We start from the raw sequence: 18664 nt of genomic DNA on the forward strand, positions 1-18664 counted from the left end.
TCGAGGTCCCTGCCGTGTTCAGCCGTCGGTGACCAGCGCGTGGACCTCACGCACGCGGACGCTGTCGGAGGCGCTGGTCGTCAACGGGTCGAGGGTGCCTCCGCCGCCCGCGCTGGTGGTCCACTCCACCGTCCAGGACACCGTGGCGGCGACCGGGAAGCGGCTGTCAGGCTGGTTGCGGGACGTGCGGGTGTAGGCGTGGCCGCAGTCGGGCGAGGGCTTCTGGGAGTCGTGGCGCGCGGGGTCGAACACGGTCCCGGGCCCGTCGCAGTAGAGCACCGTTCCGTCGCCCATGTCCCAGCGGAGCTGCTGCGGCACGGCGGTCACGGTGACCGAGCCCGCGGAGACGGAGGCGGTCGCGCTGACCGGTTCCCAGTCGGCTCCGTCCACCCACAGCCATACCGGGAAGTGCACGACCGTGTCCTCGGCAGGCGAGGAGGCCAGGGCGGGCGAGGGCAGACTCATGGAGGCCCGCGCCTGCTCGGCGGCTTCGCGCGGGCTGACGGTTTCCCCGCCGCCCGGGCCGGACCTGGTCGAGGCGACGCAGGTCCAGCCCGGTTCCGCCTGGTCCATCTCCACGCACGGGTCCTCGGCGGAGAGCACGGCGGTTCCGCCGCTGTCGGGTCGGGGTGCGCCGCCTGAGGAGCCACCACTGTGCTGCCCGGATTCGGCGAAGGCGGAGCAACCGCCCTCTCCGCAGATCGCAGTGCCCCTGAAATCCGGATCGCCCTGCGGCAGAACCGTTGGAGACATGGCTGCCATGCCGAGAGCGATGACGCCGAAAGCGGACTTCGCGATCAGCACGAGTCATCCCCCCACAGCTGCATCTCGACGACCCGCCAGGCGAAGACGTCCCGGTTCACCCTGGCGTCCACACGCACGTCGTCAAACCTCGGTTCGGGTTCCCCGACGACCTTCCAGTCACCGGCTCCCTGGCAGTCCCTGATCACGATCGACCTCGGTTCACCGTCAGGCTCCGCGGAGACCACTTCAGGAGTCGGAACCGGCTCGCCTTCCATGCCTTCACCAGCGTCAGCGACTCCCTGAACGCCTCGCTGTGCAAGTTCGAGCGCCTGGTCGACGGCGTACTTCTCCAGGTCCGGATGGTCCGGGTCCATTTCCGCCGAAGCGAGAACGATCGCGTCCCAGAACCGCAGGTAGGTGTCGACGGCCTCTTCTTCCGGGGACTTCTCCGGAGCTTCCGTTTCGGACGGAATGGCTGAGGATTGAACGACCGGTTCGACTGCCTCGTCCGCTTGAGCGGTACACCCTGTCAGGAGCAACGCGCCTGACAGGGACAGCAGGAATCCACGCACCACAGAGGGCTCCCTGGAGTGATTTTCTTGTCACTCTCCGTGACAGAGATGAAGGTAGCCCCTCGTCTGGCCTGCGCACAAGTGGTTACGGACGACCCTTCGGAGAAAAACTGTCGGTAAGCTCACGCCTCTTCGATGTCCAACTCGCCTACCTGCGGAAACACTCTCCGGTCGGCCAGCATCACCAGTAAAACGGCTTCCAGACATGACGGTGGACGGCGCCCGGGACAGGCGCCGCCCACGACGTTCCAGGTTCAGAGCCTGGTCAGCTGTTCATCACGAACCCCGGAAGCCCGAGGGGGCGTTCGTCGGGTGGCACCGGGAAGGTCGCCCAGACTCCGAGGCCCAAACGGGCGCTGCCAGGTCCCACCGGGTAGTGACCCCATGCCTGGGCGAGGGAGCCGACGAGCATCAGGCCGCGCTGCCCCTCGGCCCACGACCACTCGTCGTCCGACCGGTCGTCCGGGATTCGGGGAAGGCCGGTGCCGCCTCCTTCGTCCACCACGGCCAGCCACAGCGTGCGTTCGTCCAGGAGGGCGAGGGCCCGCAGGAACTCCCGGCCCTCGGGTGCGTACTTGACGGCGTTGGCGGCCAGTTCGGCCGCGCACAGCAGCACGGTGTCCACCAGGTCGGGATCGAACCCTGCGAGATCGGCGCGCAGGTCGGCGCGGACCTGACGGGCCTGGGCCAGGTCCGAGCGGTAGGCACGATGCTCCCACCAGGTCGATGCCCGCCGGGGCGGGGACGGCATCGGTTCCGGAGCCGGGGCAGGAGTGAGGGTCGTCGTCATGGTGCTCACCCGACCCTGTCGAGGTAGACGCGGATGACGGCGGCCAGGTCCGCGAAGTCGTCGGACTGCTCCTTCACGGGTTCGGCCAGCAGGTCACCGACCGGGACTCGTGGCAGCGGCGGCATGTAGGGGCGGACCAGCGTGCCAGCGTCGGGATCGAGCGTGGAGGGAGCAGCCTCGTTTCCGGAACGAGGGCGGGGTGCCTGTGTGTGGCGGACGCTCTGCCCATGTGGGGAGTTCTGGGCCGTCCTCGTGCGCCGCACCTGGTCACCGGTAAGGCCCGTCAGCTCCTGGACAGGGTGTCGCTCAGCGGGTACGAGCGCGGGCGGCAGTTCTCGGCGGCGGGGCGACGGCGTGATCGCAGTCCGCTCCGGCCCGGGGCGTCGGTGGTGTTGGGGGACGAACACGTAGGCCAGGGCGATGGCCAACATGGTCGCAGTCAGCGCCCATACACGCCCGGCCAGACTCTGGCGGGGCCTGCGGTGCCTGCCGATAGGGTGTTCCACGGTCTTCCTCCTGGTCAGGTCAGGTGGTTGATCGCGCCCCGGTCCGGTGGTCCTAAGCACCGGTCGGGGCACCTTGTTTTCTGTTGTGTGCGCGGGTGTCATTGGCCCCGGGCAGGGCTGCGCTTCCCGCTCACGGTCGAAGGGATCGAAGTTCGCGCTCGGTGGCGCGGATGACCGCGTCCAGCAGCTGCGGTGTGGCCGCGCTCAGCGGCGGAACACGATGCGGGCCGAGGTGGAAGGCGAAGAAGCGGCGCGAAGCCGGTCCCCACAGCACCCACCACCAGCGTTGGTGGAGTTGTTCCAGCAGGCGGGCGGCCTCGTACTGGGCGGCGTCCTGGCTTCGGTCCCACGCCATTCCGGGCTGCTCAGGCCGCGACGGCGTCGTCGGGCTCAGGGACGGGCGCGTAGGGGTCGATGTGCGCCCACACCGTCAGAGGCGTACCGGGCTCGCCGTTCCAGCCCCACTCCACGGACAGACGGTCCACGAGGCGAAGACCCCGTCCGCACACCGCCAGAGTGTCGACCTCCGATGACAGGCACGGAAGGCAGACGGTCTGTCCCGGGCGCGGTCCGTCGTCGGTGACCGCCAGGTGGATGAGACGGTCGGGAAGATGCCGCATCTGGATCTTCACCCGGCCACCAGGGGCGCCGGAGGCGGTGTGCGTCCAGGCGTTGGTGACCAGTTCACTGACCACCAGCACCAAGGGAAAGGCCAGGTGCGCCTGAACCCGCGCGCCCCGCTGACACCAGCTACGGATCTGCGGCGCCTGGGTCACCTCCGCCCCAAAGAACGCCGTGCGAACCCCAGTGCCGCCCCTCCCTCGACGCGGCAGTCCACCCCCGTTCGGTTCTCCCTCCACCGCCCGCCTCGGCCGCGGTACGCCAAAACCATCCATCGTGCTTCCTCCAAGTGTCAGAAGTGCATGGGGTGAGCGGAGAGAGACGCTGACGAGAGCACGCGGCGTCCCCACAGGTGGAGGCTCCTATGCCGCTGTCCAGCGATGTGTAGGCTCAATGCAACACAAGCTAAATGAGGCCGCCTCATTTGACAAGGGCAGCGTCTAATATCTGCATCAAAGTCGCAATAGTTCACTTCAGACCTGGAAGACTGTCAGCCAGGTGTCAGCAGTCACAGCAGAGGAGAAACCCATGGCAACCGGCGTGCCTGTCCGACGGCGTTACCTGGCCATCCAACTTCGACGCCTGCGCAACACGGCGAAGCTGACACAGGACGAGGTCTGGAAGAACCTGGGCTGGAGTCGCGCCAAGATCCAACGCCTGGAAGCTGGCAGCTTCCAGCGCCTGAAGGCGGGAGACATCATGGCGCTGTGCCAGCTCTACAGCGCGCCGAGCGATGTCGCGGAGGAGCTCATCCAGATCGCACGGGATTCGCGGACCCACAAACCCTGGTGGCTCCAGTACGAGGACGTCCTCCCCGGTGCCTTCGTCGGTCTGGAAGCGGAGGCCACGATGATCCAGGAGTTCAACATCGGCCTGGTGCCCGGCCTACTACAGACCCCCGCCTACATCTCCGCGCTGTTGGCCTCCTCCGTCGGAAACACCAACGACCAGGCCGAGCAGAGGTTGAAGAGCAGGCTCGAACGACAGCACAACATCCTGGAACGCCAGGAGCCTCCATTGATCTTCGTCGTCATCGACGAAGCTGCCCTCCGGCGTCAGATCGGCGGACCCGAGGTGATGCGTGAACAGACACGCCACCTGCTGGACGTCGGCCAGCGCCCCAACGTGGAGATCCAGGTGCTCCCTTTCTCCTCCGGGGCACATGCCGCGGGCGGCCTTCCCTTCACCATCCTGAGCTTCAGCGATGGCAACAACGCGGACAGCGTGGTCTTCCTCGAATCACGCGGTGACGGTTTCTACCTGGAATCCGAGGCCGAGATCAACCGCCATAGGCTGGTGTTCAGCCGTACCCAGGGCAGCGCGCTCTCCGTTCCGGACTCCACCGCCTTTCTGGAACACTTGAGCGCATGAAGCGCGAACCGGAGACGAGGTCCCGCATGGACATGAACACCGCACGGTGGCGCAAGTCCAGCCACAGCAACCCTGACGGCCCCCAGTGCGTCGAGGTCGCGGACCTTCCCGGTGCAACGGCTGTGCGCGACACCCAGAACCGCGAGCTCGGCCACCTCGCCTTCACCACCCCCGAGTGGTTCGGGCTCCTCAACACCCTCAAGGCGCTGAAGTGAGTCGTCCTTCCCAGGAAGACCAGGTTCTGCCTACGGCATGGGTGAAGTCGAGCCTCAGCACCAACCCTCAAGGGTGTGTCCAGGTCAGAGTCCCGTATGTGGGCGTGATCGAGGTCGGTGACACCAAGAACCCCGCCGGGCCCACGTTCACCGTCCCCCACGCCGATTGGGAGCACTTCCTCGACCAGGTTGCGACAGGAGGAACCACTTTCAGACGCCTGCGTGCCGCGTTCCTCCCCGATGGCGGCTTCACCCTCACCGACACCGCCATCCCCGACTCCCCCACCCTGACCTACACCAAGGCCGAATGGGACGCCTTCCACGCGGGCGCCCTGGCCGGCGAACTGAGGGGCGAGCACCCACGCGGCGTCCTCGTCTCCGCGTAGAGAACCCTGCCTTCGCCAAAGAGGCGAATACGTGCTTCAGCCCTGTGGCGCCAAGGCTTCACGCTAGGCTCTGGGCCGTGACTGACACCTCGATCCGCACCAGGTTCGCTCCCTCCCCGACCGGCATGTTCCACGTGGGCAACGCCCGGTCCCTGCTGCTGAACTGGGTGGTCGCACGACAATCCGGCGGCACCATGGTGCTGCGGATCGAGGACACCGACGCCGCCCGCTCCCGCCCCGAGTGGACCGAGGGCATCCTGGCCGCCATGGCCTGGCTGGGCGTAGACGCCACCCAGTACGAGGGCCCCTACTCCCAGACCGACTACGCCGACCAGCACACCGAGGCCGCCCAGCGCCTGCGCAAGGAGGGCCTGGCCTACTACTGCGACTGCACCCGCGAGCAGGTCCAGGCCCGGCGCGACAATCCCAACCTGGGCTATGACGGGTTCTGCCGGAACCGCGGCCTGGAGGCCGGGCCGGGCCGAGCGCTGCGCTTCCGGATTCCCGAGGGCGGGCCCACGGTTGTGGAGGACCAGATTCGGGGTCGGGTGGAGTTCCCGCACGAGGCCCTGGAGGACTTCGTCATCGCCCGCGCCGACGGCACAGCCCTGTTCGTGCTGGCCAACGTGGTCGATGACGTCGAGATGGGCATCACCCACGTCATCCGGGGCGAGGAGCACCTGTCCAACACTCCCAAGCAGCAGTTGCTGTGGGAAGCGCTCGGGCACACTCCGCCGGTGTGGGCGCACGCCCCGGTGTTGGTCAACGAGAAGCGCCAGAAGCTGTCCAAGCGCCGGGACAAGGTCGCCATGGAGTCCTACCAGGCCGAGGGCTTCCTCCCTGAGGCCATGGTCAACTACCTGATGCTGCTGGGGTGGGCGCCGGGTGAGGACCGCGAGATCATGCCCATCGAGGAGATGATTCCGCTCTTCGCGCTGTCGGATGTGAACTCCTCGCCCGCCTTCTTCGACGAGAAGAAGCTGCGCGCCTTCAACGGCGACTACATCCGCGCCCTGGACGTGGACGAGTTCGTCAAGCGCTGCTCCCCCTACCTGGAGGGTGAGGACGTGCCGTGGCGGCGTGAGGACTTCGACCCGGGTGTCTTCGCCACGATCGCCCCGCTGGCGCAGAGCCGGGTGGCGGTGCTCAGCGAGATCGTGCCGAACGTGGACTTCCTGTTCCTGGACATGCCCGTCTTCGATGACAAGAGCTGGACCAAGGTCATGAAGCCCGGCATCGGCGCGGAGATGCTCACCGCCTCGATCGCCGCCTTCTCCGACGAGTCCCTGACCTGGGACGCCGAGTCCTTGAAGGGAGCCCTTGAGCAAGCCGGGGCCGCCCAAGGGCTCAAGCTCGGCAAGGCTCAGGCGCCGGTGCGGGTCGCGGTCACCGGCCGCACGGTCGGACTCCCCTTGTTCGAGTCGCTGGAACTGCTGGGCCGCGAGCGCACACTGGAGCGGCTGCGCGCGGCGCTGGAGCGGCTCAACGCCTGACGGGCCGAGGCCAGCCGCAGGGGCGCCAGATGCGGAGGGAAGACCTCCAGCAGTTTTGACGCCCGGGGCCCGTCCCGCTGACCGGTGAGCACCCAGCGCACCGGATGCGGGGGCGGGCCCTGCGCCATGTCACGTGACCATGCCTCCAGCCACCACCACGCCTCCTCCGCCTGCTCGGGAGACGGTTCATGTTCGATCTCGATGTCGGTGAGTGCCCGGCACAGCCGGACCTGTTGAGACAGCGGACGCGGGTAACACCGGCTAATCCATGTGGTGACGCGCGGGGGCACCCCCGGACAGCGGTCACCCAGTTCCTGTTTGGCCACCTCTGGAGCGAGGGTGACGGACTGATGTTGCTTCGGTTCGGTGGATAGGTGTCCGCTATCGGATACTTTGTCACCGAACGAGGAGATTGAAGTGCCCGGCAGACCGCACACATGCCTTGAGCTGACACGAGCGGTCCGGCCAGAACACCTCATCACTTCGGCAGAGCAATACCGAACGCGTCTCCATGGGTACCGTCGTCGAGCCCCAGGTCCGCCTGTGAGTAAGCGGTGGCGGAAACCAGAGAACCACGTTCCATGTTAAGCAAAGTCACCGTCCCAGCAGCGTTGCCAGGGGCGCCAATGAGCGGTTCGGCACGTCCGTTGCCATTCGTGTCGAGCGCACCGACGGTCCAGCCGAAGTGGTCGTCCTTGGCAATCACGCCAGGAACTCCGTCAACGTCCTGGTCGATCCAGACAGTGTCCGAGGTGGAGATGCCTCCGTCAGGATTGCTGAACAGGACCGTGGCCGCCCCCGCACCCGGGTATCCGGCCAGGGCCTCGCTGCGCATACCCACGACCAGGTCGTCGATCCCGTCACCGTCCACGTCGCCCGCGGCCAGCGATGCGGCGAAGTAATCCTCCGGCTCTGGCCCTCCAGCGACACCAGGGGTGTCCTGGTCGGCCAGTTCCACATCTTCGTGGGAGAGACCCTCGGAGTTGGAGTAAAGGATCGCCAACCGGCCAGCGGCGCCGTCCTCTCCGACCTTCTGATCGGAGACCCCGATGGCAACATCGACGTAGGAGTCGTCGTTGAAGCGTCCAAGAGCCAGGGCGGTTCCGGAAAACTCCCCAATACCGTCGATGTAGGCGGAGTCGATGTAACTGCTGCCAGTCGGTGTGTCCGTGAAAGGACCGAACATCACGTGGACGGATCCCCGATCGGAACTGGCGGGAATCTGTTCGCCTATAGTCGTGGCTACCAGATCATCCTTGCCATCGCCGTTGATATCGCCGATGGCGAGCTGCTCGCCGAAACGGTCTCCTGATTCTGGCCGGCCGGGTACGTTGGGCGTGAGCTGATCGATCCAGAGCGCCGATCCACTGTCCAGCCCGGAACCGGATCCGAAGACGATCCTCACAGTTCCCGCGTTCGGCACGTCATCGGCTTGGTCCAGCGGTTGCCCGACCGCGAGATCGTCGTATCCGTCCCCGTTGAGGTCACCAACGGCCAGGGAGTAGCCGAAGATCTCATCCCACCCGGTGGCCCCGGGAACACTAGTGATGTCCTCGTGGATAGCGTGGCTCCGGGTGTTGACGAGCCCGCCCTCACTCCCGTAATGGATGGTGACATAACCAGCCCCCTGGGTGTCACCTATCGCTTCGAACGAGCTGGACACGGCCAGGTCAGCGTAGCCGTCGGCGTCGAAGTCACCGCTCGTCAGAGCCTGACCGAAGTTGTCATCCTGCTCTGGTCCACCCGGGACGCTTTCTGAACTCTGGTTGAGCAGGTAACCGGAACTACTGAGGCCGGAAACCATCCCATTGGTGATGGCGACCGAGCCAGCGGCGCTGTGGCCGCTGATGGTGTCTCCAGGAAGCCCGGCGGCCAGGTCAGGGTAACCATCGCCATTGAAGTCATAAGGAGTGGCGCGGTTATCGTCCGCGGCGGTGAGAGTCAGGTAGCTCACGCCAGCGCCGAAGACCAGCAGCCCCACTGAGGCCGCCATCCACTTCCCGGAGGGAGACCACGGGGAGCGCTCGCGTTTCATAACTTCCCTTCGACTGCAACGGGTGAACGGCGGCACATTAGCGGCTCTTCGTCTCAGGGTGATTACGACACTCTATGTACCCATGTGAACACATAAGAGAAGTTGACGAAGTTATGGTCCTGTTGCCCTTACTTAATACTTCCTGTTCTACAGTGTCCAAGTTCTGATGAACCGGCTGGGCATGCTGCCATGCCCAGCCGGTTCGTTGCTGTTAGGCCTGGGAGCGAAGGAACTGCGTGTACACGTCTCACCGTGACGGAACCTTGAGAAGGATCTGCACTCGGTCGCTGATCGGTGTTGTTGTACTCGCCCTGATCGCCGCTTTGCTGGCGTATCCAGCTCTGAACGAAGCCGCGCTCGCGGCACCGGCGCCTGCCTCGGCTGACGGTCCTGAGCAGCGCGGTGGCAGCGCGGCCGGGCGTGACCACGAAGTGGCGTCGGAACACACGGACGTCAACGGTGGTAACGATCTGGCCGCCCAAGATCTCGAAGCTGACGACGATGCCCTGCCACTCGCGGGCAGCGCGGATCCGTTCGTTCCGGTGGAGCCGGAGGCCGAGCCGGTCGAGGTCTCACCGCAGACCGTCGACACCGCTGGTCCGGACGAAACCGGCTTCGATCCGGAGCTCAGCGAGGAGCTGGTCTCCAAGCGAACCCGTTTCACCAAGGACTTCCTCAACCCGGACGGCACCGTCACCACCCGCGTCTACACCGAGCCGGTCCACTTCCAGGATGCGGACGGGACATGGCAGGAGATCGACACGACTCTGGTTCCGGCTGACCAGGCCGTGGGCTCACAGTCGGCAGGCAGCCGTGCACCGTCTCATGTCGCCATGGCCGCCGAGGAAACCGAGCTCACCATCTCCACTGACGGGAGCTCACCCGAGCTAGTCACACTCGGTACCGAAAAGGGTGGCGAACAGCATGTCACCTTCGGCCTGGAACAGGCTTCCAACGTCTCCGGCCAGGTACGGGATGACACCGTCCGCTATGAGGACGTACGGCCCGACGCGGACCTGACACTGCAAGCGGGACCCGGGATGGTCAAGGAGACGATCATCCTCAACTCGCCGGACGCTTCCCGGGAGTGGTCCTTCGAACTGCAATTCAACGACCTGACCCCGGAATTGGACGACCAGGGCGCCGTGGTCTTCCGGGACGCAGAAGGACAGGTGCAGGCAGTCGTCCCGACCGGCTGGATGGAGGACTCCTCCACAGACCCGGCGACGGGTGGCCCCGCCATCTCCGGCGACGTCCACTACCGTCTGGACCAGCGCGACGGCTCGTGGTTCCTGACCCTGGAGCTTGACGACACCTGGCTCGATGATCCAGAACGCGTCTATCCCGTCCAGGTGGACCCGAGCGTGGTCGAGGTCGACTCAGACGGCGACGCCTTCGTGCAGGACGACTGGCCCACCACCAACTACAGCGGCGACGATGAACTCAAGGTCGGTAGCTACAACGGCGGTGCCAGCAGAGCGATCAGCTATCTGCTGTTCGATGACGTCAGCAGTGAACTGAACAACCGGTACATCCTCAACGCGGACCTGGGCCTGTTCAACCACTGGTCCTCCTCCTGTAGCCCTCGCGAGGTCCGTGTCCACCAGGTTGAGGAGTCATGGTCCTCGGGCACCGTCACCTGGAACAATCGCCCCGGCAGTTCCAGCTCCGCGATCGCCACCGACTCCTTCTCTCACGGTGAGAACTGCGGCGGTTCGGAGTGGGAGACCATCGACCTGGGCAAGAAAGGCGTGGACCTGGTCCAGGGCTGGGTCGACGGTTCCGTCCCCAACCACGGTCTGTCCCTGTGGGCCGACTTCGACGCCAGCACCGACTGGAAGCGCTTCGGCAGCCTACAGTCCGCAAACAGGCCCTACCTCAACATCACCCACAGCGCCTGGGGCGCCCGCTACGAGGTCGACTCCCAGACCCAGCCGCTCACCGGACACCAGGGCGGCGAGGTCACCGTCACCGTCACCAACCTCGGCGACATGACGTGGGAGCCGCAGGGATGGGACGAGTTCCGTCTGGGCACTCGCGTACGTGATGCTGCCAGCGGCGACCTCATGGACGCCGTAGCCTTCACCCGCCTCAACGAGCGCCTCACCCCGGACGACTCAGCGACGCTCGACGCCCGTATCCCTTCCCTTCCTCCAGGCGACTATCTGCTCAACTTCGACATGCAGAGGTTGAGGGACCAGCACTGGTTCTCGTCCGAGAATGTACCGGTCACCACCGTCTCCGTCGCCTCCCAAGACATCGGACCACGCATCAACGACGTCTATCCCAAGCCTGGCGCACAGGTCGGCAGCCTCACCCCGACCCTCTTCGCCAATGCTGAAAGCCTGGACCACTGGCCAGCCGACGCCACCGTGGAGTACTGGTTCGAGGTCTGCTCCGGTACCTCCGAAGAACCCACCGAATGCGTGAACTCCGGCTGGCTGGACAACCGCACCTGGACCGTTCCAGCTGACACCCTGGCCTGGGGCGAACAGTTCATCTGGCGTCTGCAGACCCGTGAGGGAGACACGGAGAGCCCGAGCAGCTCCTACTATCCGTTCGTCACCGCTGTCGAGCAGCCCGCTATCACCTCCCATTTGGGTGGCGGTGGGCTCAGCGGGGCGGGCCGCGAGGTCGACCCGCTGATCGGTAACTACACGACCGTCGACACCGACGCGACCGTCGCCGCGGTGGGTCCCGCGCTGGCCATCAACCGCACCTACAACAGCCGTGACCCCCGCACGGACAACGCCTTCGGAGCGGGATGGAGCACGCGCTTCGACATGCGCGTGGAACCGGACGCCGACGGTACCGGCAACGTTCTCGTCACCTACCCCGGTGGCCGCCAGGTCCGCTTCGGTCACAACCCCGACGGCACCTACGCCCCGCCCTTCGGCAGCTTCGCCACCCTCACCGCCACGGAAGAGGACGGCTGGCAGCTGACCGACAAGAACCAGACCGGATACGTCTTCGACAGTTCCGGCCAGATCATCGAGGTCACCGACTTCCGGGGACGCACCCAGAGCTTCGACTACGCGTCGGACGGCACACTGACCACCGTCACCAGCCCGGGTGGCCGTAGCCTGGACTTCACCTGGCAGGACGGCCACGTCACCGCTGTCACCACCGCTCCTCCGCAGACCGACGCTGACCCGCTGACGTGGACCTACACCTACAACGGTGATCGACTCGTCTCGGTCTGCGGGCCGCAGGACCAGGCCGACGCCTGCACGCGTTACACCCACACCGACGGTTCCCACTACCGCACCGTCGTCCACGACAGCGGACCGGTCGCCTACTGGAGGTTCGGCGAGTCCGACGGGACCACCGACGCGGTCAGCGACCTGCTGCTCGATGATGACCAGCGCACCGGTACGTTTCAGGACGTCCAGCTCGGCGCCACCGGGGCCATCTCTGGCAGCCCGGAAACGGCGGCGACCTTCAACGGCGCCTCGTCCTCCGTGCAGTTGCCGGACTGGCTGGTCACCGACACCCCCTATCTGACGGTGGAACTGTGGTTCCGCACGTCAGACAGCGGTGTGCTCTTCAGCTACCAGGACCACAGCCTGGCGGAGGCGTCCTCCGAGTCGTACACGCCCGCGCTCTACGTCGGTACGGACGGAAAGCTCCGCGGACAGTTCTGGAACGGCGCCGCCGACCCCATCACCTCCGGCGCAGCGGTGAACGACGGCGCCTGGCACCACGCCGCCCTGACCGCCTCCGGTAACATGCAGTCCCTCTACCTGGACGGCGCCGAAGTCGGCAGCCTGAACGGCGAGATCACCCAGCACGACCAGCGCTATGTGTACGCGGGTGCGGGGTACTGGAGGGATTGGCCCGCCACCAGCGGCGATATCTCCCACTTCACCGGTGACATCGACGAGGTCGCCGTCTACGGTCGCCCTCTGGGCGCGCGCACGGTGGCCGAGCACCACGAGGCAGCCGCGGTCGCACAGCAGCTCACCGATGTGACGCTGCCCAGCGGACGCAGCCACGTCCATCTGGACTACGACTCCGTCAACGAGCGCGTCTCCTCCTACACTGACGCGCACGGCGCCACCTACCAGCTCTCGGACCATGTGCTCACCGGACAGCAGGGCACGTTGGCGAGCGACGGCCAGGAGGCGGTCCCGGAGGACCCAACGGTCACGGTGACGATCACGGACCCTCACGAGAGGGAGTCCAGCTACACCTACGACCCGCTCAACGGGCACCGGTTGATCGCGCAGACCGACGTCGCCGGTCACACGGCCACCTTCGCCTACGACACCGGTGGGTTCCTCGCCGCGACCACGGCACCGGACAGCACCGTGACGCGCATGGGACATGACGAGCGCGGCAACAAGGTCTCCCAGACCACGTGCCGTGACGCCGACGATGAGACGTCCTGCTCCACCAGCTACTACGACCACTACCTGAACGCCGACGATCCGCTGGACCCGCGCAACGACCAGCTGATCGCGGAACGCGACGCCCGCTCTGCCGGTCCCGACGACGACACGTACCTGACGGCCTACGGCTACAACGCCTTCGGGGATCGGGTCTCCACCACGACCCCCGCCACACCGGACTTCCCCGAAGGCCGTTCCGCCACCCACATCTTCAGCGACGGCACCGAGACGGCAGTCGACAGGGGTACCGTTCCGGCCGGGCTGCTGCTCACCTCCACCGACAGCCGAGGCGGCGTTACCTCCCGCGAGTACTACGCCACTGGTGACCTGGCCCGGGTGACCGCTCCCAACGGACTAGTCACCGAGTACACCTATGACGCCCTCGGCCGGGAGACGTCGAGCACCGTCATCTCCGACGACCACCCCGACGGCGTCACCACGACCTCCGCCTACGACGGCGCCTCACGGGTGACCGCCATGACCGGCCCGGTCACCACCAACGCCGTCACCGGCGACTCACACCAGGCCTCCACCACCTACACCTACGACGCCGACGGTCGTGTACTGACTGAGACCGTCAGCGACCTGGTCGGCACCGACGAAGCCCGGACCACCACACGGACCTACGACGGTCACGGCCGCCTGAAGTCGGTCACCGACGCTGAGGGGCAGAGCGAGAGCTACACCCACGACGTCTACGGCAACCAGGACACCCGGACGATGCCGGGCGGAGCGACCTTCCGCTACGAGCACACCCCGCGCGGTGATATCGCCGAGGTCATCCTCACCGACTACACCGGCAACCCCTACGACCCGCAGCCCGCGACCGACGTGGTCCTGGACTCCTACGCCTACGACCCCGTGGGGCGCATGGCCGAGCACACCAACGCAATGGGCCGCACCACCCGGTACACCTACCACGACGACGGTCTGCTCGCCCAAAAGGTGCGTGTCGGCTTCCGCGACGCGGACGGCTCCACCCGCGACATCGTTCTGACCGAACGCGCCTACGACACCGCTGGCAACCTGGTGCGGGAGACCACCGGCAACGGCACGGTCACCACCGTCCAAGAGATCGATGTCGCCGGTCGCACCACAGCCGTCGTCCTCGACCCGGACGGGCTCGCCCGCCGTACCTCCTACACCTACGACGCGGGCGGAGCGGTTCTCACCGAAACCCTGACCGGCGCGGGCAGCGACCGCACCGAAACCGTCACCTACGAACGCGACATCACCGGTGCCTGGACCAGCCGCACCATCGAGAACGGCGCGAAGGACCTGACCTCCACCCAAACCCTGGACGAGCGCGGCCTAGTGCGTTCCGCGACCAGCCCCGGAGGCGCGACCACCGAGTACACCTACGACGCCCTCGGCAGGCTCACCACCACCCAGAGTCCAGCCGTCACCGTCGAACAGTGGAACACCGAAGCGGCCACCGCACGGCCCACCACGGTCTTGGGCTACAACACCTTCGGTGAGACCACGCACGAGGAGAACGCGCGCGGCCAGGTCACCTCCACCACCTACGACGGTGTGGGACGTCCGGTCACCACCACGCTCCCGGGTTATACCCCGCCCAACTCCTCCACCGCCCTGACGCCGACCCTCACCAGCACCTACGACAGCACTGGCCGTCTGGCCTCCGAGACTGACGCTCTGGGCGGTGTCACCTCCTACGGTTACGACCAGCTCGGCAACCTCACCAGCATCACCGAGCCTCCGGCCGAGGAAGGCGGAACCGCACCGGTCACCACCTCCACCTACGACCTGCTGGGTGAACAGCTCTCCACGACCGGTCCGACCGGGGCGCGTACCGAGGCCACCTACGACGACCTCGGCCGCCAGATCACCCTGACCGAGATTGAACGCCACCCCACCCCCAGCGCCCACACCACGACTCACGCCTATGACGACGCCGGAAACCTCACCGCCACTACCAGCCCCTCCGGTGTCACCACTTCGACCACCTACAACACAGCGGGGCAGCCGGTCACCCAGACCAATGCGGCCGACCAGACCACGTCCCGTTCCTACGGCCCCACCGGACTGCGGACCGCTGTGACCGACCCGTTGGGCACCATGGTCCGCACCACCTACGACCTGGCAGGGCGAGCCGTCGGCACCGCGGTCCAGGACGCCTCCGGGAGCACGCTGGCAACCACCAGCACCGACTACGACGCCGATTCCCACCCTGTGTCCGTCACCGACCCGCTGGGCCACACCACGACCAGCACCTACGACGCCCGGGGGCGCGTGACGTCCCTGACCGAACCGGTCGACGACACCACGTCCGTCACCACCACCTTCGGCTACGACGCCAGCGGCAACCGCACCCGCCTCACCGACGGACGCAGCAACACCACCTGGTACACCTTCACCTCCCACGGGCTCCCCGAGTCCGTGATCGAACCGGCCACCGACGCCCACCCGGCCCTGGAGGAGCGCACCTGGACCACCGTCTACGACGCGGCCGGACAACCGATCGAGGAGCACCAGCCCGGCGGTGTGGTGCAGAAGCGCACCTTCGACGCTCTGGGCCGTATCACCGAAGTCAGCGGCAGCGGGGCAGAGGCCGACACCAGCACCGATGTCTTCGGCTACGACCTGGCCGGACGTCCCACGACGGTGGGTTCCAACGCCTACACCTACAACGACCGGGGCGAACTCCTCACCGCCGAGGGCCCCTCGGGTAACGCGTCCTTCCTCTACGACGCGGACGGACACCTCACCCAGCGCAGCGACGCGGCGGGCACCACCAGCTTCGCCTACGACACCGCCGGTCGTCTGGCCACCGCCATCGATCCGCTCACCGGACTCACCCACCACTACTCCTATGACGGTGCCAACCGTCTGGACAGCGTCGTCTACGGCGAAGCGGGGGTGGAGCGCTTCTTCGACTACGACGCCCAGGGCCGTCTGGTCACCGACGCCACCAGTTTCTCCGGCCCCGCACCCCTGGTCTCGGTCTCCTACGCCTACGACGACGCTAACCGCCTCACCGGCAAGACCACGACCGGTACCGCCGGAGCGGGCGAGAACGCCTACACCTACGACCAGGCGGGCCGCCTCACCAGCTGGACCGACCCCGAGGGCACTGTCACCGACTACACCTGGGACGCCTCGGGCAACCGCACCTCGGCAGGCGAGGAGAACGCCGCCTACGACGCACGCAACCGCCTGCTCACCGCCGCGGGTACTGACTACACCTGGACCGCGCGCGGAACCCTGGCCCAGACCACGGATTCCGAGGGCACCACCACGGCGTTCACCCACGACGCGCGCGGCCGGATGATCAGCGACGGCGAGGTCATCTACTCCTACGACGCCCTGAACCGCCTCATCCAGCGCGGCGGTGAGGGCATCCGCTACGCCGACCAGACCAACAACCCGGTCTACGCCGCTGGTGAGCTCATCGCCCGCGACATCAACGGTGCCCCCCTCTCCACGGCCGCCGCCGACGGCAGCGGCGCAACTCTCGCCCTCAGTGATGGCCACGGTGACGTCATCGCATCCGTGGACCCGGCCTCTGGAACGGTCAGCGGCTCCCGCGCCTACTCGCCCTTCGGCGAGATCCGCGCGGAGCAGGGAGCCACGGGCACGCTCGGTTACCAGGGTGAGTACACCGATCCGGACACCGGCCGCGTCAACATGCACGCCCGATGGTACGACCCGACCACGGGCGGGTTCTCCTCCCGGGACAGTTGGACCCTCAACCCGTCCCCGTCCATCCAGGCCAACCGGTACACCTACGCCAACGGCACACCCCTGACCGCCATCGACCCCAGCGGACACTGGCCTGACCTTCTGCCCAGCCGCACATACATCGAACAGGGAATCAGGCAACTGGAGGAGTACGCCAACAGGGCGACGAACACTGCACGCAGAGGGCTCGGTGTCGTCTGGCGACTGAGGAGATATTCCAACCCGTTTACTGCTTTTTTTGGCACTCTCCTGGAGCCTGGCCAATTGGCCGATGGCACATGTGGCGGACCTTGCTACCCCAACAGGGGTGTATCCAAGTATTGGGCAGGGCGCAATCAAGGCCCTAAACCCGACTCTCCTTGGGGTAATCCCGATGGAGGTGGATACCCCTGGAATGGTGGAAGCAATAGCAATGGTTACTACGGTGGCGGGACTATGGTCTGGGCGCCCCCACCGCCTCCTCCACCACCGCCGTGGAGGGAGATCCTGGCCGCAGTCCTCGCTACGGAGCACGCCCGCCCAGCTGCCGAGGCCACCACGGACTCCGAGCTTGAGCAGTTCGTCGACGACTCATTCACACAGGTAATCGAGCAACTCCAACTCACCAGCTACCAAGATATCGAGAAACAAGCGAAGCGTTACCAGCTCGATTTCTACAGTGACCTAGCAGTAGAATTCGAAGACACGGTCATCGCGTACAGAAATCGCCCGACTGGATTCCCCAGGAATCCCGACTGCGGCGAGAACTCTCGCGTGGTGATGCAGGGCGTTAACACCCCCCAAAAGAGGGCGATCGGCGTACTGGGGCTGTTCTGTAATGACTATGATTTCAACCAAGGTACTCCTGCAAACAAGAGCATCGACCCTCCAGGATGGCCAGGAACCATGACAAGCAGCGTGCCAAATAACTACCAGCTACCCAACCAACAGTGGGCATACAACAGGGGACACTTGGGGGCAGATCGGTTGGGGTACAGTGGAGATGACCCATTCAACTTGGTGACTCTACACCGAAGCGCCAATGAACACATGAGCACTATCGAAACCAAGGTAGCTAATGCAGTAAGCGCAGGGCAAGTAGTATCAATTCAGGTCATTCCTATCTATGAAGATGGAGTAGAAATTCCCACACATATTTACTATAGGGCACAAGGAAGCGGAGCTTTGAACATCAACGCGTGCATCACCAATGAAGCGAATGCACATTCCGACCCCGGGCACTGGTGCGAAGAAGAGGTGGCCAACGGATCATGGTAGAAAAACTTGACCTCCTCATGGGAAAGATCAAAAATACAGAGACAATGCCAGAGGGCGCAGGAATTACCTTCAGAAAGAATGCTTGGATCGGGCACCTGCCGCTAGATTTTTTGGAGCTATCCGCTAGGCTAGGGCCTGGGTTTATTGTTGATGGTCAATTCATTGTTGCAAACGCCGCAAGGGTTCTCGAAAACAAGGCGTCCCACCAAGAAAGCTTGAGGCGCATCTACGGAGAAGACTCAGTAAGCTTCGAGAGGGGTCGAATCGTTCCCCTAGGCATGGAAAAGGAGGGTACTGACTTCGTCCAATTCTCCAATCTCATATACTGGGGAGGCGACGATAATGGCGCAAGCCTCTTCTGGGATGCCACTGGAATTCCAGACGAATGGTCGGTGGTGGCTACAGACTTTGGCTCACGTTGGTGTCGTTACAAAATGACGTCCGTAGATTACTTGTACAATCTATTTTCGAGAAGCATCGAATGTCCAGTATTCACCCAGGATTCATGGCCAAGGTCCGGCGGGGTGGAACTCAGATCTATTTCACCTTGAAGCCATCACACTCTTTGGCACGCAGCTTAA

At 65.5% G+C, this 18664-nt stretch carries 12 protein-coding genes; 6 read left to right on the plus strand and 6 right to left on the minus strand.

The features are described from left to right. Nucleotides 1-18: 18 nt before the first annotated feature. The 5 genes from AC0VX6_RS25660 to AC0VX6_RS25680 all read right to left on the minus strand — a co-directional run bounded on the left by AC0VX6_RS25660 (nt 19) and on the right by AC0VX6_RS25680 (nt 3508). Nucleotides 19-603, minus strand: coding sequence for a hypothetical protein (locus AC0VX6_RS25660; RefSeq protein ID WP_475466466.1), 585 nt, complete (start codon nt 601-603; stop codon nt 19-21). A gap of 194 nt (nt 604-797) precedes the next feature. After that, nucleotides 798-1316, minus strand: coding sequence for a hypothetical protein (locus AC0VX6_RS25665; protein WP_475466468.1), 519 nt, complete (start codon nt 1314-1316; stop codon nt 798-800). Between the two features lie 265 nt (nt 1317-1581). Further along, nucleotides 1582-2106, minus strand: a complete 525-nt coding sequence (locus AC0VX6_RS25670; RefSeq protein ID WP_475466470.1) for an ATP-binding protein — start codon at nt 2104-2106, stop codon at nt 1582-1584. A gap of 636 nt (nt 2107-2742) precedes the next feature. Next, on the minus strand, nt 2743-2967 hold the full coding sequence (locus AC0VX6_RS25675) for a hypothetical protein (RefSeq protein WP_475466472.1): 225 nt from the start codon (nt 2965-2967) through the stop codon (nt 2743-2745). A gap of 10 nt (nt 2968-2977) precedes the next feature. Next, nucleotides 2978-3508 carry an ATP-binding protein gene (locus AC0VX6_RS25680; RefSeq protein WP_475466474.1) on the minus strand — a complete coding sequence of 177 codons (531 nt, stop codon included), beginning with the start codon at nt 3506-3508 and terminating at the stop codon, nt 2978-2980. 253 nt (nt 3509-3761) lie between these two features. Between AC0VX6_RS25680 and AC0VX6_RS25685 the strand changes: the two genes are divergently transcribed. From AC0VX6_RS25685 to gltX, 4 genes are all read left to right on the plus strand, one after another. Continuing rightward, nucleotides 3762-4604 carry a helix-turn-helix domain-containing protein gene (locus AC0VX6_RS25685; protein ID WP_475466476.1) on the plus strand — a complete coding sequence of 281 codons (843 nt, stop codon included), beginning with the start codon at nt 3762-3764 and terminating at the stop codon, nt 4602-4604. Next, entirely contained in the window at nt 4601-4819 is a 219-nt protein-coding gene (locus AC0VX6_RS25690) for a DUF397 domain-containing protein (protein ID WP_082768597.1), read from the plus strand. Before AC0VX6_RS25685 ends, AC0VX6_RS25690 begins: the two co-directional genes overlap by 4 nt. Before the next feature lie 41 nt (nt 4820-4860). After that, nucleotides 4861-5205, plus strand: a complete 345-nt coding sequence (locus AC0VX6_RS25695; RefSeq protein WP_475466478.1) for a DUF397 domain-containing protein — start codon at nt 4861-4863, stop codon at nt 5203-5205. A gap of 77 nt (nt 5206-5282) precedes the next feature. Continuing rightward, entirely contained in the window at nt 5283-6698 is a 1416-nt protein-coding gene (gene gltX, locus AC0VX6_RS25700; RefSeq protein WP_475466480.1) for a glutamate--tRNA ligase, read from the plus strand. Nucleotides 6699-7176: 478 nt separating this feature from the next. On the opposite strand, the gene AC0VX6_RS25705 is transcribed toward gltX, so the two are convergent. Then, nucleotides 7177-8679 (minus strand): FG-GAP repeat protein, encoded by a 1503-nt coding sequence (locus AC0VX6_RS25705; protein ID WP_475466481.1) that lies wholly within the window; start codon nt 8677-8679, stop codon nt 7177-7179. Between the two features lie 485 nt (nt 8680-9164). Here AC0VX6_RS25705 and AC0VX6_RS25710 point away from each other — a divergent pair, with 485 nt between their 5' ends. Together AC0VX6_RS25710 and AC0VX6_RS25715 are read left to right on the plus strand one after the other, a co-directional pair. Then, on the plus strand, nt 9165-18083 hold the full coding sequence (locus tag AC0VX6_RS25710; protein WP_475466483.1) for a DNRLRE domain-containing protein: 8919 nt from the start codon (nt 9165-9167) through the stop codon (nt 18081-18083). Continuing rightward, nucleotides 18077-18634, plus strand: a complete 558-nt coding sequence (locus AC0VX6_RS25715; protein WP_475466485.1) for a hypothetical protein — start codon at nt 18077-18079, stop codon at nt 18632-18634. Before AC0VX6_RS25710 ends, AC0VX6_RS25715 begins: the two co-directional genes overlap by 7 nt. The last annotated feature ends 30 nt before the right edge of the window (nt 18635-18664 follow it).

This window comes from Nocardiopsis sp. iso_25 (genome assembly GCF_056173305.1).